At 43.1% G+C, this 20,722-nt stretch carries 16 protein-coding genes; 9 read left to right on the top strand and 7 right to left on the bottom strand.

The genetic code is table 11. From position 1 onward, the window contains the following. Positions 1-58 precede the first annotated feature (58 nt). The gene (locus tag C0V77_RS03065; RefSeq protein ID WP_101724825.1) at positions 59-829 is read right to left on the bottom strand and encodes an SDR family NAD(P)-dependent oxidoreductase; all 771 of its coding nucleotides are present in this window, start codon (positions 827-829) and stop codon (positions 59-61) included. Positions 830-1,003: 174 nt separating this feature from the next. Here C0V77_RS03065 and C0V77_RS03060 point away from each other — a divergent pair, with 174 nt between their 5' ends. From C0V77_RS03060 to C0V77_RS03025, 8 genes are all read left to right on the top strand, one after another. Then, positions 1,004-2,398 (top strand): MBL fold metallo-hydrolase RNA specificity domain-containing protein, encoded by a 1,395-nt coding sequence (locus C0V77_RS03060; protein ID WP_101724824.1) that lies wholly within the window; start codon positions 1,004-1,006, stop codon positions 2,396-2,398. A 185-nt stretch (positions 2,399-2,583) separates the two neighbouring features. Further along, complete coding sequence (locus tag C0V77_RS03055) at positions 2,584-3,468, top strand: NAD kinase (RefSeq protein WP_101724823.1); 885 nt, start codon at positions 2,584-2,586, stop codon at positions 3,466-3,468. 69 nt (positions 3,469-3,537) lie between these two features. Beyond that, positions 3,538-4,551, top strand: coding sequence for a DUF6089 family protein (locus tag C0V77_RS03050; protein ID WP_101724822.1), 1,014 nt, complete (start codon positions 3,538-3,540; stop codon positions 4,549-4,551). 29 nt (positions 4,552-4,580) lie between these two features. Then, entirely contained in the window at positions 4,581-5,351 is a 771-nt protein-coding gene (locus C0V77_RS03045) for a DUF6089 family protein (RefSeq protein ID WP_158237874.1), read from the top strand. Between the two features lie 181 nt (positions 5,352-5,532). After that, a complete protein-coding gene (locus C0V77_RS03040) occupies positions 5,533-6,288 on the top strand; it encodes an isoprenyl transferase (protein WP_101724820.1) in 756 nt (251 codons plus the stop codon). Between the two features lie 11 nt (positions 6,289-6,299). After that, positions 6,300-8,954: an outer membrane protein assembly factor BamA gene (gene bamA, locus C0V77_RS03035; RefSeq protein WP_101724819.1), complete on the top strand. Its 2,655-nt coding sequence runs from the start codon at positions 6,300-6,302 to the stop codon at positions 8,952-8,954. Positions 8,955-9,091: 137 nt separating this feature from the next. Continuing rightward, positions 9,092-9,649, top strand: coding sequence for an OmpH family outer membrane protein (locus tag C0V77_RS03030; protein ID WP_101724818.1), 558 nt, complete (start codon positions 9,092-9,094; stop codon positions 9,647-9,649). 7 nt (positions 9,650-9,656) lie between these two features. Next, positions 9,657-10,250 carry an OmpH family outer membrane protein gene (locus C0V77_RS03025; RefSeq protein WP_101724817.1) on the top strand — a complete coding sequence of 198 codons (594 nt, stop codon included), beginning with the start codon at positions 9,657-9,659 and terminating at the stop codon, positions 10,248-10,250. Positions 10,251-10,327: 77 nt separating this feature from the next. Here C0V77_RS03025 and C0V77_RS03020 read toward each other — a convergent pair whose 3' ends face one another. The 3 genes from C0V77_RS03020 to C0V77_RS03010 all read right to left on the bottom strand — a co-directional run bounded on the left by C0V77_RS03020 (position 10,328) and on the right by C0V77_RS03010 (position 15,536). Beyond that, on the bottom strand, positions 10,328-11,563 hold the full coding sequence (locus C0V77_RS03020; RefSeq protein WP_101724816.1) for a thioredoxin family protein: 1,236 nt from the start codon (positions 11,561-11,563) through the stop codon (positions 10,328-10,330). A 184-nt stretch (positions 11,564-11,747) separates the two neighbouring features. After that, positions 11,748-12,776, bottom strand: coding sequence for a sugar phosphate isomerase/epimerase (locus C0V77_RS03015; RefSeq protein ID WP_101724815.1), 1,029 nt, complete (start codon positions 12,774-12,776; stop codon positions 11,748-11,750). A 33-nt stretch (positions 12,777-12,809) separates the two neighbouring features. Then, positions 12,810-15,536 carry a PQQ-dependent sugar dehydrogenase gene (locus C0V77_RS03010; RefSeq protein WP_101724814.1) on the bottom strand — a complete coding sequence of 909 codons (2,727 nt, stop codon included), beginning with the start codon at positions 15,534-15,536 and terminating at the stop codon, positions 12,810-12,812. Between the two features lie 310 nt (positions 15,537-15,846). On the opposite strand from C0V77_RS03010, the gene C0V77_RS03005 reads away from it, so the two are divergent. Then, positions 15,847-16,611, top strand: coding sequence for an NrtR DNA-binding winged helix domain-containing protein (locus C0V77_RS03005; RefSeq protein ID WP_101725040.1), 765 nt, complete (start codon positions 15,847-15,849; stop codon positions 16,609-16,611). A 46-nt stretch (positions 16,612-16,657) separates the two neighbouring features. Here the strand turns inward: C0V77_RS03005 and glpK are convergent, their stop codons facing one another. The 3 genes from glpK to C0V77_RS02990 form a co-directional block, all read right to left on the bottom strand. Continuing rightward, positions 16,658-18,154 (bottom strand): glycerol kinase GlpK, encoded by a 1,497-nt coding sequence (glpK, locus tag C0V77_RS03000; protein ID WP_101724813.1) that lies wholly within the window; start codon positions 18,152-18,154, stop codon positions 16,658-16,660. Between the two features lie 67 nt (positions 18,155-18,221). Beyond that, a complete protein-coding gene (fucP, locus tag C0V77_RS02995; protein WP_101724812.1) occupies positions 18,222-19,481 on the bottom strand; it encodes an L-fucose:H+ symporter permease in 1,260 nt (419 codons plus the stop codon). 192 nt (positions 19,482-19,673) lie between these two features. Further along, complete coding sequence (locus C0V77_RS02990; RefSeq protein ID WP_101724811.1) at positions 19,674-20,594, bottom strand: sugar phosphate isomerase/epimerase; 921 nt, start codon at positions 20,592-20,594, stop codon at positions 19,674-19,676. Positions 20,595-20,722 lie beyond the last annotated feature (128 nt).

The raw sequence follows: 20,722 nt of genomic DNA, 5'->3' as shown, positions 1-20,722 counted from the left end.
TTTTCAATAGAACAAGTGTGCGCGGCAATCTGTTTCAAATCTTAAATACCTGTTGCGTTTAATTGTTCAGGCGTACAAAGCCACCGTCAATCAGGTAATCGCAGCCGGTAATGAATCCGGCCTCGTCTGAACACAGATAAACCGCCAGCGAGCCAATCTCTTCAGGCTTAGCCATGCGGCCTATGGGCTGGGTTTTTGAAAGTTTATCGAACATTTCTTTTTCTTTTCCCGGATACGTTTTTTTCAGAAAACCATCTACAAAAGGCGTATGTACCCGTGCTGGTGAAATACTATTGCAGCGGATATTGTATTTCAGGTAATCTTTTGCTACCTGCAGGGTCATGGTATAAACAGCGCCTTTGCTCATAGAGTAGGCAAACCTGTCTGGTATACCCACTGTTGCTGCAATAGAGGCCATGTTCAGTATTACACCGCCTTTGTTTTTCAAATGCGGTATAACCGCCTGCAGGCAATTGTAAGTGCCTTTTACGTTTACATTAAAAACCTTCTCAAAGTCTTCTTCGCTGGTGGTTTCCACGTTTCCTATGTGTGCTATACCTGCGTTATTAACCAGAATATCAATGGCGTTTTCTTTGGCTATTTTATCAATTACCTTTTTTACCTCTTTCTGTTTCGAAATATCAACTTTATGAAAATAGGCTTCACCTCCATTGGCGTTTATGAGGTCGGCTTCACGCTCGGCCTGGTCAATGTTCAATTCAAATATGTGTACGGTTGCTCCTTGTTTGGCGAATAATCTGGAAATGGAAAGACCTATGCCGCTTGCTCCTCCGGTTACGATAGCTACTTTATTGTCAAGACGAAACATCTTAAAGAAATTTATGGATTAAAGTTTGTTTACCTGCGTAAATTTTCGTCAAAATTAGCAGTCAATTCGGTAAGTAAAAATATTTATAAATACATTTGTCAAAATGCCAATGCTTATTCCTGAGTCTGGCCATCAGAAAAGTTTTAACCGACATAAATATTATTTGAAAATATTATGAAAATTCAATTTCACGGAGCCGCACAGCGCGTAACGGGTAGCAAACACCTGATTACTACCCGAAAAGGAACCAGAATTTTGTTAGACTGCGGATTATTTCAGGGAATTAACACTTCTGACCTGAACCTGCAGTTTGGGTTTGACCCTAAAGAAATTGATGTGCTGGTGCTGAGCCACGCACATATAGACCACACGGGTCTGGTGCCTAGATTAGTAAAAAAAGGCTTTAAAGGCGATATATATGCCACTTATGCTACCAAAGACCTTTGTGAAATAATGTTGTTCGATTCGGCCTACATACAGGAAAAAGACCTGGAGCGGATTAACGAAAGAAGGCAAAAGAGAGGTGAACCCTTACTGGAACTGCTTTATGACGAAGAAGACGTAAAAGCGGCCCTTGCGTTATTTAAAACCGTTGATTACCATACGCCATTTTATCTGGAAGAGGGCGTTAAGGTGGAGTATTTTGACAGCGGCCACATTTTGGGCAGCGCTGGTATTTACCTGACATTTGAAGAAGCCGAAGAAACCAAAACAATATTTTTTACAGGTGATGTCGGTCGGCCGAATGATAAAATCCTGCGTAGCCCTGAGCCATTCCCACAGGCAGATTACATTATATGTGAGTCAACCTACGGCGACCGCCTGCATGAGCCAGAAATAGACATGAAGGCGCACCTTTTGAAAGTGGTGCATGACACCTGCGTTGTACGGAAAGGTAAGTTGATAATTCCGGCCTTCGCCGTAGACCGCACACAAGAGCTGGTATATGCCCTGGACCAACTATACAGTGAGGGGCAGCTCCCCAAAATACCAGTATATGTAGACAGCCCGCTGGCCGTTAAAGCCACTATGGTAATGAAGCGAAATGAGTCATGCTTTAACCCGGAAATACTGGGCTATATTAAACATGACGGAGATGCCTTCGGCTTTGATAACCTGCATTACATCAGCGAGGTAAACCAGTCTAAGGCCCTGAACGCCTCAAAAGAACCTTGCGTTATTATTTCGGCGTCGGGCATGGCAGAGGCAGGGCGAATCAAGCATCATATTGCCAATAATATAGAAAACCACAATAATACCATATTGCTGGTAGGTTATTGCTCGCCCGAAAGCCTGGGTGCGGCTTTGAAGCTTCAACCCAAGCACGTTAAAATTTTTGGTGAAGTACACCGGGTAAACGCGCACATAGAAATAATGGATTCTTTTTCAGCCCATGCCGATTACTCAGAACTGATAGCCTACCTGAGCTGCCAGAATGCCTCAAAAGTAAAGCAACTGTTTTTGGTTCACGGCGATTTGCCCAGTCAGTTGGCCTTTAAGAACCGCCTGATGCTGGCAGGGTTTAATCAGGTTCTGATACCGGCGCAGGGTGAAACATTTAATTTGTAGTAGCTGGCTGCCACGTTGTAAACCGGGTTTGCAGATAAATTGGGGCAATACGCAGGTATAAGCAGATTGTATTTTCGGGAATCAAGAATTAAATCATACCTTTGCAGGAGATTTCAGATGTGACAGTTTTTTGGCATCTTTGCACTTCAATGCCCGTTTTAACAGCAATTTTAATATAATTCCTAATGAAAATCGCCATTCACGGTCGAAAATTCAATGTGGAGTCTGTACCTCACGTACAGCAGGTTTTTGATGAACTAGACAAACATCAGGTTGAAATCCAGCTGTCAGAGTCCTTCAAACGTATTTTGCTGCAATCGGGCATCCAGCTGAAGTGTAAAAATGTGTACACCTCTTCGCAGGAAATTTTCAACGCCGACCTCGCCTTCAGCCTGGGCGGAGACGGCACTTTTCTGGAGACGCTGTCGCACGTGGGCAAGCGCGAAATTCCCATTCTGGGTTTTAATTTTGGCCGTCTGGGTTTTCTGGCGGCGGTCTCTTATGAGCAGATTGAAACCACTATTGGCCAGCTGGTAAACGGCGAGTACGACATTGATGAGCGAACCATGCTGTGCGCGTCGTCAGACGCTGAAATATTTGAAGAAGGCATGAATTTTGCATTGAACGAAGTGGCCATATCTAAAACAGATACGTCGTCAATGATAGTGGTGCATGCCTACATTAACGGCGAATTTCTGAATACATATTGGGCTGACGGCCTGATGGTAGCAACAGCAACAGGCTCAACCGGATACTCGCTCAGCTGTGGCGGGCCTTTGGTAATGCCGCATTCTGCCAATTTTATTATAACGCCTATTTGCCCGCATAACCTCTTTGTGAGGCCCATGATTGTGTCTGACAGCAGCGTTATTTCTTTAAAAGTAGAAAGCCGCAGTAATAATTATCTGGTGTCTATGGACTCGCGCGCCAAAATCATTGCAACAGAAGACGACAACACCATTGTTGTGAAAAAGGAGAGCTTCAAAGCCAGAATGATTCGTATTGATGGCAATAATTTTCTGAACACCCTCAGAAATAAACTTAAATGGGGTGTAGATGCCCGTAACTGATAATATTTTATTTGAACATACGTTAACTATTTCAGACTAGCTTTGCTAATTTAGATGAAAACTCACAACATGAAAAAAGCATTATTAAGCGGTGTGCTGTGTATTTCTTTGTTACTGACGGGTATATCAGAATCCAACGCGCAGTTAAACATTTTTAGTAATAAAAATAAGATGTATCAGTATTCGACCGTTGGAATCGGAGTTGGTTCATCACATTATTTCGGAGACTTGTCGCCTTACGGTACATTCTATTATGGTTTGATTACCAATGTACGCTGGAACGGTACACTTAATTATACATGGCATTTTTCGTCGCAGGTAGCAGCCAGGTTTTCATTTACTTATGCCCGGATAGCCGGCGACGACTATACTTATGGCAAAAGAGATTTAGACAGGTTTTATAAAACATACATGAGAAACCTGCATTTCAGAAACGATATAAAAGAGTTTACCGTATCGGGCTTGTTTAATCTTTTACCGTCGGCAGCCAAAGGGCAAAAGAACAGAAATCTGGTTATGCCTTATGCCGTTTTAGGAATTGGCTTTTATGCCCATAACCCCAAAGCCAGAGAGTCGGCAACAGATGCAACAGGCGGCTATAAAGGATTAGGCAAATGGATTCCTCTGAAAGATTTACAGACATCAGGCCAGGGGTCGGGTGGGCCAAAGCCGTACTCTTTGGTTCAGGCGGTAGTTCCGGTGGGTTTAGGCTTTAAAATAAGAGTAAACCAGAAGTTTGATATAAACCTGGAAGGCGGCTTCAGAATAACTCCGTTTGATTATCTGGATGATGTAGGTGATGCCACATACCCGGCTACTTATCCTTCACCTGAATCAGCGGCGTTCTCAAACAGATATTCTGAGAATTTTTCAGCAGCTACCGGCAAGAGCCGCGTGGAAGATTTCCAGTACATTGTTCAAACTAAATTTGGTGCGCCAGCAGGCCAGACGCCTTTTGTTAATGGTAGCGGCTATTCAGCAGGTACCGTGAGAGGCGGCTCAAGATGGGATAGCTATTTCCTGAGCCAAATTACATTGAGTTATATTATTGGCGATGGCATCAAATGCCCGCCACTCAGATAAAATTTTTTTATTTTTAGTATAAAATTCTGGTGAAAAAAAGTCTTGTACTGGTAATACTCATTGCGGCTTTGCCCAAACTACATGCGCAGATATTTGAAATCGGCGCAGGTGTAGGCGGGCTTAACTATAAAGGAGACGTACTACCCAAATATAAGCCCTTCGTGGTTGACCCTGGTGCCAACCTGTTCGGGCGGATGAACATAAGCCGCTCCATCTCATTAAAGGCTAACGTGGTTGCAGGCAGGGTTCATGCAAATGACAGCGACATGGACGATGTGTATCACAGAACACGGGGTTTTAATTTTAATGCCAGAATTTTGGAAATGGGTGGCCAGATTGAATATAATTTTCTGAACTTCCGAACCAGCTCTTCCCGTAATGCCACTAACTGGTCTCCTTATGTTTTTGGCGGCGCAGCTTTTACCATTCGTTCTACTAATTACAATATCAGAAGTTATTCAGATATTTTACTGCCTTCATTTTATTATACCAGCGGATACAGCGACACACGTACCAATGCATGGATTCTCGGTATTGGATTTAAAAAAGAACTGAGCCCGCATTGGAACTGGGGAATGGAGTTTGGCACGCGCTGGATTAACGATGACTTTGTGGATGGCCTGGGCTATAACAAAGATGGGGTCTACAACACTAACTTAAACACAGGTATTGATAATATTGTAAAATATAACCTTAAAACACAAGTACCCGGAACAAGAACAAAAGACATGTACTACTATACCAATTTCAGTATCAGTTATGTATTTTATAAGATTTATTGCCCTCCGGTCAGACGATAACTTTTCTGTTTTATGTACTTTGGCGAAAGATTCTGCTGTTTTTTGTTAAAAAATTATAACAAAAGTCTACAAATCGGTAAAAACTTATCAATGACAGTTCTTTTTTCCTAACTTTGCAATCCTTTTCATCAATTGACACTACGTTTGGTTGATAATTCACCATTGATAATAGTTTTTTTACGTGAAAGAAAACATTAATTTAAGCAATTTACCCAAACACATAGCCGTTATAATGGATGGCAACGGTCGATGGGCTAAAAAGCAGGGTGCCATGCGTATTTTCGGGCATCATCATGGTATCAAGGCAGTGAGAGAGTCAGTTGAAGCCTGTGTAGAGCTTGGCGTAAAATACCTTACTTTATACACGTTTTCAACAGAAAACTGGAACCGGCCGAAGCTTGAAGTAGACGGTATCATGCAATTGCTTATCAGAACCATTGGTGAAGAAGTACCCGACCTAAACAAGAATAATGTTCGTCTGAAAGCTATCGGAGACCTGGACTCACTACCCAAATCTGCGCAGAAGAAATTAAAAGAATCAATAGAGCTGACTAAAAGCAATACAGGCCTTACCTTAACACTGGCACTAAGTTATAGTGGCAAATGGGAGATAGTAGAAGTAGCCAGAAAAATTGCAAGCCAGGTAAAAGAGGGTAAACTGGCTCTTGAAGACATAAACGAAGATGTTTTTGCTCAGTTTCTGGCCACCGGCGACGCCCCTGACGTGGATCTGATGATTCGTACAGGCGGCGACCACCGCATCAGTAATTATCTGCTCTGGCAACTGGCCTATGCAGAATTGTATTTCATAGACGATTTATTTTGGCCCGAATTTCGCAAACAACACCTGTTCGAGGCGATTTATCAATACCAGCAGCGCGAAAGACGCTTCGGAAAAACAAGTGAGCAATTACCTCCTGTCTTAAAAGAGGTATAAAAAATAAAATGATGATCTTTACAAGTAAAAAGTATCAGTTTAACCAACCCTTTTCCGGGATACCCACTATCAGATTAAAAAAAGGCTTCCTTTTTATTGCACTTTTGTTTTCTTCAACAGAAATTTTTGCTCAATTAAGAATTGGTGTTGGGCGGCAGGGCGCGCAGTCTGCCAATGGCGTTAGCTATGAACGGCCTCAGGAATACACCATATCAAAAATTACTGTCAGCGGTGTTAAATTCCTCGACCCAAACACCCTTATCTCAGTTTCCGGGCTGAACGTAAACGATAAAATTTCCATTCCCGGCGAAAGAATCAGTACGGCCATCCGCAGGCTGATGGAGCAGGGTATCATTGAAGACGTTGCCATAAACATTGTTAAAATAGAAGGTGGAAAAGTGGAGCTGGATATCAACCTGCGCGAAAGACCCCGCCTAAATAAATTTACCTTTAAAGGTTTACGTAAAGGTGAAATTGAAACCGTAAGCGACAAGGTGAAATCGAATAAGGGAAAAGTAATAACAGATGCCCTTATCAAAAATATTCAGCTTACTATCAAGAAAATCTATGTCGATAAAGGGTTTCTTAACACCAATGTTCAAATCAAACAGGTATCAGATACCATCAGAGCAAACAATGCCACGTTGATTGTAAGTATTGATAAGAAAAAGAAAGTAAAAATAAACGATATCAAACTGAATGGCGTAGAAGAAATGCCAGACTGGCGTGTATTGGCCAAGCTGAAAAGTACCAAAATAAAAGCGCCGCTGAGAATTTTTACGCCCTCAAAATTTGTACCTAAAAAGTTTGAAGAAGATAAACAGAAGCTGGTAGAATACTATAACAAAAAAGGGTATCGTGATGCCCAGGTTACATCAGATTCGGTGTATTCGCCAGATGGCCGCAACCTGAACATTGTGCTGAATATTAATGAAGGCCATAAGTTTTATTACCGTAAAATTACCTGGACAGGTAACTACCTCCGTAAAACTGAAGACCTGCAAAGAATACTGGGGGTTGAAAAAGGAGACGTATATAACCCTGAAGATTTAAATAAACGCATAAACGGGATTCCGCAGGGAGACGTGAGTTCTATGTATATGGACGACGGCTACCTGTTCTTTAGCTGTACGCCGATTGAAGTAGCCGTTGATGGCGACTCGATTGATATCGAAATGCGTATTATTGAAGGCAAGCAGGCTACCATTAACCGTATCATTCTGAATGGTAATACCAAAACAAGCGACCATGTAATCATGAGAGAGCTATTGACCCGTCCGGGTCAGAAATTCAGCAAAACTGAATTGATAGAGTCTCAACAGATACTGGCCCGTATGAATTACTTTGACCCACAGAAAATTGAGCCAAAGCCTATTCCTCAGGCAGATGGCACAGTTGATATTGAATATAACGTTGAAGAAAAACCAAGTGATAACATTGAGCTTTCTGGCGGTTGGGGTGGTTTGCAGGGTTTTGTGGGTACTTTTGGGGTTGTGTTCAATAACTTTTCTGCCAAAAATATCACCAACCTGAACAAATGGCGGCCTTTACCTGCCGGAGACGGCCAAAAACTGGCATTGCGTGTGCAGGCCAGCGGCAGGTTCTATCAAACCTACTCTGTTTCATTTACAGAGCCCTGGCTGGGTGGCAAAAAACCAAACTCATTTACAGTGAGTGTCTTCCATACTTCGTCTGACAACCGTGCGTATCAGAGAGCGCTTGAAAGACAATACGGAGCCAATTCGCCTTATCTTTCAATGTTAGGCGGGGCAAGTATTTATAATGGGTACTTTAAAAACACCGGGGCGTCGCTTACGTATGGTAAACGCCTTAACTGGCCCGACAGAAACTTCAGTTTCAATGCCTCGTTGTCGTACCAAAGATATAATGTAGATAACAGTTACTTTATTCCGGGTTTCCAGAAGGGAGTAGCGAACGACCTGTCGTTGATTACAGCCATATCAAGATATGCGCTTGATAACCCGCAGTTTACACGTTCCGGCTCTCAGTTTACTTTATCGGCTACTTTTAACCCGCCTTACTCAATTCTGAGAGGCACACCAACCACCGACAAATTTAAGTGGATTGAAGGACATAAATGGATGTTTGATGGCGACTGGTATACGCCAATTGTAGGTAAGTTTATCTTGCACGCCAAAGCTAACCTTGGTTTCCTTGGAAAATACAGCTCTGGTTCAGACTACAGCCCGTTTGGCCGTTTCATTCTCGGAGGTGCCGGTCTTGGTATGCAGAATGCCATGAACGTAGGTGCTGAACTGATAGGTTTGCGCGGATACGACGAAGGCGTTGTACATGAGCTGTCGATGGATGAGGCCGAAAGATACAGAAAAGGAGAAATCACACTGAGCCGTCTGGGTGGTTTGGCTTACAGTAAATATACAGCCGAAATCCGCTACCCGGTATCATTGAACCCACAGGCAACTATATTCTTACAGGTGTTTGCCGAAGCGGGTAACAGTTGGGGTAGTTATAAAGATATTAACCCGTTCAAGTTACGTCGTACTGCCGGTGTGGGCGCCAGGATTTTCATGCCTGCGTTTGGTTTGCTTGGTCTTGACTTCGGACAAGGATTTGACCCGATTCCGGGTATCCCGAACCGCGGTTTAAAATCGTTTACATTCAGTATTGGTCAGCAAATCAGATAACAAAGGGCATTTTTGTTAATATCTGTTAATAGTACACCAGCCCTGATTGAACGGCGTTAATAAGGCAATTAAGAGCAGAAAAAGACGTTAGTATTTAACCAGAGAAGAAAATATTATCCATTCGTAATTAATTTTGAATGAAAAAGACAATTATTTTGCTATTTTTGGCACTCTTTTCTATTCAGTCTTTTGCACAAAAGTTTGGGTACATTGATTCGGAGTTCATTACCAGCAAGATGCCCGAATACAAAAAAGCCCAGGACGAGATGGAGAAATATTCTGAAAAATGGGTGCTGGATGTGCAGGGCAAGTACGAAGAATTAGAAAAAATGCGGCAGCAGTTTCAACGGGAAGAGATTCTCCTGACAGCCGAGATGAAGCGGGAGCGGCAGAAAGCGCTGGATGATAAAGAAAAAGAAGTAAAAGAGTTAAACAACAAAGTTTTTGGAATGAACGGCCTTTTATTTGCCAAAAAAAAGGAAATAATGAAGCCAATCATGGACGACATCTACAAAGCTTGTGAGAAAGTTGCCCGCCAGAAACAATTAATGTTTATATTTGACAAGGCCTCAGATATGAGCATGATTTACACCGACCCCCGCCACGATTACACAGATTACGTAATGGAGGCCCTGGGGATTTCCTTAAAGGAAGATAAAAATCAAAATAACCAAGTAACCAAACCAAAAAAATAGTAACAAAATGAAAACAAAGCTTTTTGCCTCGTTGATTGCGGCTTTAATGTTTGTCGGTATTACTGCGAATGCTCAACAAAAAATCGGATATACTAACGTAGATTTTATTCTTAACAACTTACCCGATGCTAAAGATATAGAAACTAAATTGAAAACCGAAAAAGCACAATACGACAAATTGTTGCAGGATAAAATCACGGATTTTCAAAAGAAATATGAAGATTACCAAAAAAACCAGGCAACTATGTCGCCGGTAATCAGAGCTGACCGCGAGAAAGAATTGACAAACCAAAACAATGCAATTCAGGAATTTCAACAAAATTCTGAAACTGCTTTGCAACAAAAACAACAACAATTGCTGGCTCCGGTTTTAGATAAAATTGACAAAACTATTAAAGAAGTAGCTAAAGAAAGCGGTTATGTGTATGTATTTAATACAGATGCAGGCCCTGGTACTACGCCTATCTTGTTAGTTGCTCCTGATGCTGATAATATTTCAGACCTGGTTTTCAAAAAATTAGGTGTTACGCCTCCTGCCAAACAAGCAGCTGGTAATACAACAACGGCTCCGGCTACTACTCCTGCTCCTAAGAAAAACTAATTTCATTAAGGGCATTGCCTTAAAAAAGGTCTTTGTAAAACTACAGAGACCTTTTTTTATGGGGTTTAAAATGGCTGTTAATTTACTTCAGCGGCCAGTTTATCAATGTTTTTCGACAGGCTCTCCACTACATTTCTGCTATTTGCATCTTTAGCGTTGGCCCTGGCATTACCAAGTGTAGTTTTAGCCTGAGCAATTTCCTGCTTTGCTTTAGCTTTATCGCCTGCTTTTTTATACAAACGAGCCGACTCATATCTGTAATTGGTAAGGTCTTGGGCTGAGCTCAGCTGGGGCTGTGCTATATTCAGCCAGTTTCTTACCTGCGAAGCATATTTTCCGTCAGGGAAATTATTGTTGTAAAACGTAACGTAATAAACCAGCATTTGCGGCTGCTTTGTCTGGCTCACCTGGTTCTGTATAAAAGTAAAGGCTTTGTCTTGGCCCTGCTCACGAATCATGGCCTGTGCCTCAATGTGCCAGGTATTGCTGGTTATGTATTGCCCCGCACCTACAAGGGTCATGTACTGTTTAATTTTGTTTACTTTAGCCATTGAGTATTTGCTGGCTTTGGGGCTATAAATGGCCATCTGTATCAGCAGGGCCATAGCGTTGGTTTCATTGCCTGCATGACCGTCTTCTCCTTCATATTTACGGGCCGTTCCCAGATTCTTCATCCAGAACTCGGCAAAGCCGTTATCCATATCCATTACACATTTTTTGGCTATAGCCCAGCTTTCTTTTGACCCCAGTTTGTCTTTCGGATACACCGCATACAAATCATTGGCAATTCTTAAATTTCGGGTAGTGTCTCTTGTAAGCCTGTATTGATAACTCAGGTCTATCATAGAGTTTACGTCGCGGGTACCGGCCTGATATTTTTTCCAGGCGTTGGCTGTTTGTCTCTCGGGGTCAAGCGCAGTTTTGCCATGTTGTATCAGGCTCCCGGGTGTATTGATAGGGTCGTTAAGATAAATGATGTTCTGGTTGTTATCAAAAAACAAAAAGAGTGGGTAGCTTAACAGATAGATTTTTTTGTCGTTCAGAAACTTTACCTGCCGGGCATCGCTCAGATTCAACTTGAAATTGATAAAATTCTGGTTATAAAACCTGCCCACTTCATTATCTTTCAGGGTTGGTTCCAGCTTCATACAAATGGGGCAGCTAGGATGATAGCATTCAACAAAAACCGGTTTGTTCTGAGCTTTCGCCTTGGCAAAGGCAGTCTCTATGGTGGGTTCCCACATAATGCCCTGTGCCAATGCCAGGGTTTGAAAAAATAATAAAGTAGCCGACAGTAATAATGTTTTTTTCATTGAAACGGTGCTTGTCAAAAGCGGTATTTAGTGTAATACTTTTTAAATGGTTTTTGCTATTGGTGCAACTGTGATTGCTTACATATACAAACAGTAAAGGTAATAGATTCAGAGCAATAGTTTATAAAAATAAAGCCATCATACGCGTTAACGTTGATGGCTTTAAAAAATGTAATGATTACTATCAGGCCAGTTCTTTCTGTACTTTTTCCAATAGCTTTTTGGTGGCTTTTATGCCATCCGCATTGGGCAGGTAACTGGTGTCTCCGCCCAGGTCTCGCATCAGGCCTCCTTCATATTCTATACCTACATAACCGCCTGTCCAGCCGGAAGCCTTAATAATTTTAAATATCCTGATGAAATCAGTATCTACATCTTCTCCATCTGGGCCAAACTTATGGGTTTTAGCGCTTATGCCTTTCGCGTAAGGCATCATTTTCTGTACGCCGTCATACTTGTCATACTCTTTTACGCATTTAGTAGCCATAATGCCTTTCAGATCCATAGTGGCAGGCTTGCTTCTTTCAGCACAGAAGTTACCAAAGTCAGGCAAAAAGCCTTTGTTTTTTGCTTTTACCTGTTTCATCACACTCACCAGCCAGTCGGGGTCGGTTGAATATCCGAAGTGATTTTCTACAATTACATTCAGGCCAGCTTTGGCTGCGAAATCGCATAGTTTCTGATACCCCTCGGCAGCGGCTTTGCCTACTTCTTCCATGCTTCCTTCTTCGCCTTTACCCGATAGTGCCGACATGGCATCACCCCAGTTAACTCTGATAGACGTGCAACCCAGATATTTTGCGGCCTCTACCCATGCGTAATGGGCTTCTACCGCTTTCTGGCGCTTGGCAGCATCCAGCGATGCAATGTTCTCACCGTCTACCATAATCAGGTGGTTTTTCATGCCCAGGTCATCGCAGCGCTGTTTCAGCTCTTTCATGTAGGCCTGGTCGGTATGTTTATTGTTGAAAAACCCTGAAACATATTCAAGGACGGAAATACCAAATTCGGTTTTGGCTCTGGCCGGAAAATCCATGTTTTTCATTTTGCCGGTATATAACTCTGAAGCAAATGAGAACTCAGCCAGTGAAATTTCGAAGGTGAATTTTTTTGCTGATTCAGCTGCTAAAAGGGTATCGGGTAGCATGCTTGACAAGCCTAGACCTGCTGTAGCAAGGCCTAACTGGCTCAGAAATTGACGACGGGTATTCATGAGTTGATTATTAAATGATGGATATTTCTGAAATTAAGGTTCGAAGGTTACTGAAAAAGGCACAAACAAAGCGCCTTTTGATTTGTCGTTTTTGAAAACAAAGTACAAATCACTGAAACCATTAGTGGCCGGGATACGCACCTGGTAAGTCTTGGGTGGTTTCGCACCCGAGAAGGCGGTCATGTCGTCACTAGGCTCAACGAAATCTGTTTTGCCCAATAGCGGCCCATCCGGTGAACCGGTATGCACTTCTACAATTCCGCCTTGTGCGTTTAGCTGTTGTTTGGGGGCTGCTATTATGAAGCGCAGGGTTTTCACGTCTGTGAGGTCAATGTTCTTGAAGGCCGCATAGGTATTGGCCGCCGTTACTATCAACAGATTGGTTTCGCCCATCTTGAATTTCATGATGTTTTTTGATGTTTCCGGGGCTTGCCCAAGCAATATGGTAGGGCTTTGCAGCACCACTGTTTTTTCGGTGGTTTGTGCAGGCAGCCCGTTGGCGCCTTTGTCAGTATAAGAGGCCTTAACTTTAAAGACGCCTTTTCCGGCATCGACCCCTTCTGGTATTCTGGTTGCAAACGTGCCTTTGGGCGGTAACAAAGCAGGGGGTGTTTGCTTATCTGCCAGGCTCAGGATATATTTTACCATTTGTCCGGCTTCGGGCAAGCCAATATTCGGATGGGCCGACATGGCCACGTCGCCCCATACACCTGCGCCACCTTTAATGATTTTGTCAGATAAAACAGCAACGGCATTACTATTGGTCTTATACTTTTTGGATACCTCAGTAAATGCGGGGCCGATTGATTTTTTATCCTGAAAATGGCAGGCTTTGCAGTCGCTTTTGTCAATCAGGTTTTTGCCTGCTGTAAAAGTAACCGGCGCTGCCTGATGCCCTTGAACTTGGGGAGTATCTTCGGCATCCTGATAAATAGCCGTAATTTTCACTTTGGCGGCCGGTATACGTTTATTATCAAGGCTGCCATCTTCTTTGTCAGATACCTTCACTTCGTAAGGCACCTCTTTGCCAGGGAAAAAGAAGGTCTTGTTGCCACTCAAAAGCGCAAGAGAAACCTGTGGTGGCTCGTTTCCTGCCTTTATAATCAGTTCTTTGGTATCTTTAAGGCCTTGGGCATCTGTTACCGTTAGTGCCGCCTTATAAGTGCCCAACTTACTGAAAGTATAGGTAGGGTTTGGGTCGGTAAGAATTACCGGATTGCCCCCCGCTTGTGGCGTTATTTTCCATTCATATTTCAGTGCATCATTATCATAATCTTTTGTTCCTATTGACGAAAACGTTACTTTAAGTGGCAAAGCACCAGCCTGTTTATCTGCCATTGCAATTACCACTGGTTTACGATTACCGCCGTTGTATTCAATTCTTACAAGTTTTGATTCCGGATTGGCCACAAACCAACCCTGGCCGTATTCCAGTATGTACATATCCCCATTCGGCCCAAAAGCCATGTCAATGGGGTGTTCCAGTTTCAGATTAGGTAAAAAACGCTCCATTTTTACGTAGTCGCCCTGCTCGTTCATTGTTACGGCAATTATCCAGTCGCGCATCCATTCATAAATGAATAGCTTGTTGTTGTAATAGTCAGGGAACGCTCGTTTGGCACCGGCAAACATTTCTTTTCTATAAACCGGCCCGGCCATTGCACTGCGGCCACCTGCACCAAACAAAGGAAACTTCTTTGATTCTGCTGCCGGATACCACAGAAAAGCTTTCTGCGCAGGGGGCAGCTCTAGCAGACCGGTATTGTTGGGCGAATTATTGATTGGTTTTTCAGGATTAAACTTGTCGCCCGATTTCAGGCTGGCAAAATCAAAGTCCCAATAAGCTTTATTGTCGCCAACAAAATAAGGCCAGCCAAAATTACCTGCCTTACGGGCCTGCCCAAACTCGTCTTCAGCTGCCGGGCCAAGGCCTGTTGAGTCTTTTCCGGCATCTGGGCCTACGTCTCCCCAATACAAAAAGCCATTCTTTTTATCAACCGATATTCTGTAAGGGTTTCTGTGGCCCATGGTATATATCTCAGGGCGTGTTTTAGGTGTGCCTTTCGGAAACAGGTTACCGTCCGGTATGGTATAGCTGCCATCATCTTCAGGGTGGATACGGATAATCTTGCCTCTGAGGTCATTGGTGTTAGCAGAAGACTTCTGCGCATCGTAAGGGCTGCGACCGGGGCGCTCATCAATGGGTGCATAGCCGTCAGATGCCCTCGGGCTGGTGTTATCGCCGGTTGAAAGATACAGATTCCCGGCAGAGTCCCAGTCAATTGAGCCACCGGTATGGCAGCATTGGTCTCTTTGGGTGGGTATTTCCAGTATTATCTTTTTACTGTTCATGTCAAGCGTACTGCCTTTCAATTCAAAGCGTGCCAGAACATTTTTGGGCTCACTTCCGGCCGGAGAGTAATAGAGATAAACCCAGTGGTTTTTCGAAAAGCTGGGGTCAATGTTTAGTCCCAGTAATCCATCCTCTGCCTCAGGCTGCCCGCCATCTGCAAAGTTGTACTTGGTACTAACCGGAATAGTGGCAATAGTAGTTGTTTTTCTGGTAAGGGGGCTGTACATCTTTACCAGCCCGTGGCGCTCAATAAATAGCACGCGTTCGTCTGGTAACACAGCCAGTTCAAGCGGCTCATTCAGGTTTTCGGTAAGGGTTACTTTTTGAAAGCGGTTTTCTTCAGGCACCTGCGCCAGCATAGCCAGTGGCATTATGCCTAGCAAAAGGCCTTTAATAATTGTTCTCATAATTTCAATCAGTTTTTATTACAGTTTCGGGGTGATAGTTTGTTCTTTCAAACTTTGCGCTCAGGGGGTAAAAGGTTCGGGTTATGGGTGTTGCCTATATCAATTTTGCTAACCATAAAACAAAATAAGGTGGCTGAGCAAAACAGGTGTAAAAGGCAGGGTTGAATATAAAAGAGACAGGTAATAGGATTTTTCTGGTTTTAAAAATAATTATGCTAATGTGTAAAAACTACGCAATAATAGAGAATTTTTCAATGTGTACAATAAACACAAAGATTTTTTTTATTTTTGGGCTGAAACCAACACTGATATGGACCCGCGACTAAAACAATATCTGGAAGCTACATTAAAAGAAGTATCAATTGATTGTGTGATTTTTGGATTTCATGCCGGAGAACTGAAGGTGCTGCTACTTAAATGGAAGGGCACCGACTCCTGGAGCCTTCCGGGTGGGCGTATTTATCTGGACGAGGCCGTTAATGATGCGGTTATCAGAATTTTGCAGGAAAGAACAGGGCTTAAAGAGATTTTTCTACAACAATTTTACACTTTCGGAGAAACTGACCGCTATAAGAAATTTGACCCGGAGGTATTGATGAGTAAAATGGAGCAGACTTTCGGCAAACATTTTTATGACGAGAAATACATGAAACGCAACGTGTCTATCGGCTATATGGCACTTGTTGAATTTGAGCAGGTAATGGCTACCCCTGACTGGTACACAGATGAATGCCGCTGGTGGGAGATTTCCGCTATACCTGATTTACTTTTTGACCACAACTATATGATTGAAATGGCTCTGAAAGCACTGCGTAGACAAGTGAGTTATCAGCCGATAGGCTATAACCTTTTGCCGGAAAAATTTACCATGCCCGAACTGCAAAGGCTTTATGAAACTATTCTGGGTAAACAACTAGACCGACGGAATTTCCAGAAGCTGGTGTTAAGTTATGATATTCTGGAAAAACTACCTGAAAAACGGACAGGCGGGGCCTTTAAATCACCGTTCTTATACAGGTTTGATAAAGAGAAATATGATAGAGCGGTAAGAAGCGAAATATTGTTTACTATATAAAGCAACAGAGGCGCATGATGATATTTGCGCCTCTGTTAATAATATTTTATTTCTCCCAGTCGAACGACCGTTTGACCGCTTTTTTCCAGCCTTTGTAGAGTTTGTTTCTTTCTAAGGCTTTCATTTTGGGTTTCCAGGTTTTGTCTACACCCCAATTTTGTATCAGATCGTCGAAGTTTTTCCAATACCCTACCGCTAAACCTGCGGCGTAGGCCGCCCCAAGGGCGGTGGTTTCAATCATAGTAGGGCGAATGACCGGAACCTTCAGCATATCAGATTGAAACTGCATCAGCAATTCATTCACTACCATGCCGCCATCTACTCTCAAAGAACTGATTTCAATGCCCGAGTCGTTTTCCATGGCATTGAGTACATCTTTTGTCTGATAGGCAGTAGCTTCTAATACCGCACGTGCAATGTGGCCTTTATTTACATAGCGGGTCAGGCCAGCCATTACGCCTCTGGCCGATGACTTCCAGTAGGGGGCATACAAGCCAGAGAAAGCCGGTACAAAGTAAGCTCCGCCATTGTCATCAACACTTTTGGCTAAAGGTTCAATATCAGTACTTTTTTTAATAATACCCAGGTTGTCGCGCAGCCATTGCACCAATGCACCGGCAATAGCCACCGACCCCTCCAGCGCATAATGCACTGGCTGGTTTTCAAACTGATACGCCACAGTGGTTAATAATCCGTGTTTAGAGGGTACCAGTTCAGTGCCAGTGTTCATGAGCATAAAGCAGCCGGTACCATAGGTGTTTTTTGCTTCGCCTGCTTCAAAGCAGGTTTGCCCCACAAGGGCGGCTTGTTGGTCGCCTAGGTCTCCGGCAAGCGGAATCCCAGCCAGTACTTCTGATTTAATGCGGCCATATACCTTACTGCTCGGCTCTATTTCAGGTAGCATCTGCAATGGAATATTCATAATCTCTGCCATTTCGGCATCCCATGCCATCGACTTCAGATTCATTAATTGTGTCCGGCTGGCATTGGTAACATCAGTTATGTGCAAACCATCGTTAATGCCTCCTGTAAGGTTCCAGATAAGGTAGGTATCCATGTTGCCAAAAATGGCATTTCCTTTTTCGGCATCCTCTCTCACCCCCGGCACATTGTCGAGAATCCACTTGATTTTCAGGCCACTGAAATAGGTAGCCAGCGGCAGACCGGTGCGGTCCTGAAAGAACGCAGAACCGTGGCTTCTGGTGAGCGCTTTTACGGTTTCATCTACACGGGTATCTTGCCAAACCAGTGCGTTGTAATAGGCTTTACCGGTGCGTTTGTTCCATACAACTGTGGTTTCTCGTTGATTGGTAATACCGCAAGCGGCAATGTCTTCTGTTTTAATGCTTTTTTCTATGCGGGCTCTGGCAATAACTTCCAACGTGTTTTTCCAGATTTCCTCCGGATTATGCTCAACCCAACCCGGCTTGGGGTATATCTGTTCATGTTCTTTTTGTCCAACCGAAACGATATTCCCTTTGCGGTCGAAGATAATACAGCGGGTACTGGTTGTACCCTGGTCGATAGATGCAATGTACTTCATAGAGATTGAATAGTAGTGTTGATATAGCAAAGGCAGGAATAAACCCTGCCTTTGATTTCAATATATCTTATCTGCTTACTTTAGAACCCGAGAAACCATACCAGGCAATGTAGGCAAACATGGCTACTGGTAATAATAAAGAGGTAGCAATATCTGTGCTGTCGGCTATGGCACCCATAATAGGAGGGAACGCCGCGCCGCCTACAATACCCATAATGATGAATGACGACCCTAACTTGGTATATTTACCCAGGTCTTTTACGCCTAAAGAGAAAATGGTAGGGAAGGTAATACTCTGAAAAAAGAAAAATGCCATAAGGGCATTAACTGCTATTTGCCCTTTTGCCTGAGATGCCACCAAAAGAGAAGCAACAATGCCCAGCGAATATATGCCCAACAATATGTTTGGTTTAATGTAGCGCATCAGGAATGTACCGGCAAACCGGCCAACCATGAATATAATCATACCTAACGACAACCAGCGTGAAGCATCAATATTAGAAACTTTGATGGCGTCCATTACAAAATTGATAAACAGCCCCCATACGCAACCCTGTACACCTACGTTTAAAAACTGGGCAAATGCCCCAAGCACAAAGTGTTTGTGCCTAAAAAGGCCAGATAAAGAACGGCCAAATGAAGTGTTGTCGGCTCCCATATCTTCTGCAGCAGAGGCAGACTCCTGAATTTCAGGCATGGGGGTTCTCAGAAACATCAGTGCAATTAACAGAACGGCGCCACCTACAATCATATAAGGTAGCTGTACAGATTTGAAGCCCTCTTCAATACTCTGTTTATGTTCGCTGAAAACCAGCATACTGCCAACCAGTGGCCCGATAATAACACCCAGGCCATTGAACGACTGCGCCAGATTCAGACGTCTTTCTGACGATTCTGGCGGGCCAAGAACGGTAGCATAAGGGTTGGCCGCTGTCTCAAGAAATGCCAGACCACAAGCCAATATAAATAAAGAAATTAGGAAAAACGTCCACGACTGTGCCTCACTGGCCGGATACACCAGAAATGCCCCCCCTGAATAAAGCAGCAAACCGGCCAGAATGCCTTTTTTGTAACCCCATTTTTTCATGAACATACCGGCAGGCAGTGCCATCAGGAAATAAGCCCCATAGGTAACAATCTGTACCCAGGTAGATTGAGAGATGGTAAGGCTGAGGGTTTCCTGAAAGTGCTTGTTGAGTACGTCTAGCATACTAATGGCAAAGCCCCACAAAAAGAACAAACTTGTAACAAGAATAAACGGAACCAGATAATTGTTTTGAGTAGCGGTGGTCTGGAAATTGGGTTTGTTGCCCGAAATAGAAGCCATGATAGTTTAGGGTTAAAATTTCAATTTTTTTGATTGAACAGATTTTGTTCAAAAATGAGAATTTTTTAAGAAATAATAAGATAAAATTTAAACAAATATAAACTTTTAAAGAAGTTTGCCTGCTTTGAAGCCTGAAAATAAAAACAGCGAGGCGCGCCTTGCCTCGCTGAATTAATAAATTTTACGTTTATTCTAGGGCAGAAACTGCTTTACGTAGTTGCGGGCGGTAAGAATGGCCGACGTGATGTCGTCAATGCTGCCTTCATAAGCCTTATCTTCTACCTCAATTACCACAGGGCCTTTGTAGCGTACATCCGTTAAGGCAGTGAAGAACCCACGCCAGTTTACATCGCCCAGACCCGGCAGCTTGGGTGAATGATATTCTAACGGATTGGCCAGAATGCCTACTCTGTCTAGTTTGTCTCTGTACACCTTTACATCTTTTATATGTATATGATGTAAACGGTTTTTATATTGATAGATAGGTTTTACTTCATCCATCATCTGGAATATCATGTGCGACGGGTCATAATTCAAACCAAAAAGCGGAGTAGGGAATGCCTCAAACATGGCATCCCAAACTGCCGGAGAAATGGCAAGGTTTTTTCCACCCGGCCATTCGTCGTTTGTAAAAAACATCGGGCAGTTTTCAATACCTATCTTTATTCCTTCCTGCTCTGCCGTTTCAATAATCGGCTTCCATACTCTTTTAAAGGTAATGAGGTTTTCCTGAATATTCTTCCGGGGGTCTCGGCCAATAAAAGTGTTCATAACCGGTACTCCCAGTTTGTTACAGGCTACAATAACTTTCTTGATATGCTCTATATAATATTCTGCCTTTTCAATGTCGGGGTCTAGGGGGTTCGGATAATAACCCAGCCCGGATATGGATATCCCCCTGCTGTGGGTATAATCTTTAATATACTTTATATGTTTATCGTCCAGATTATTTACATCTATATGTGTAACGCCGGCATAACGGCGGGCTTCAGAGTTGTCTTTGGGCCAGCACATCATCTCAAGGCAGGCAAATCCGTTTTTCGAAGCGAAATCTACTACGTGTTCAAAACCAAAATCGGCTAAGATAGCACTTACAAATCCAAGTTTTAACATATTTCAATCGAGGGTTATTTTATCAGAGCGTAAAGTAAATCTTTTTTGTTTAATCAGTAAATATTTAACAGCGATAATTCGCTTGCCGAACGTAGGTTGGCACCGCTCAAACATGGAAATTGGGGAAT

It is taken from the genome of Emticicia sp. TH156, assembly GCF_002855535.1.
Taxonomy (GTDB): Bacteria; Bacteroidota; Bacteroidia; order Cytophagales; family Spirosomataceae; genus Emticicia; species Emticicia fluvialis.
Note: the sequence above shows the minus strand (reverse complement) of the source record. Positions and strands in the feature narration are given on the sequence as shown.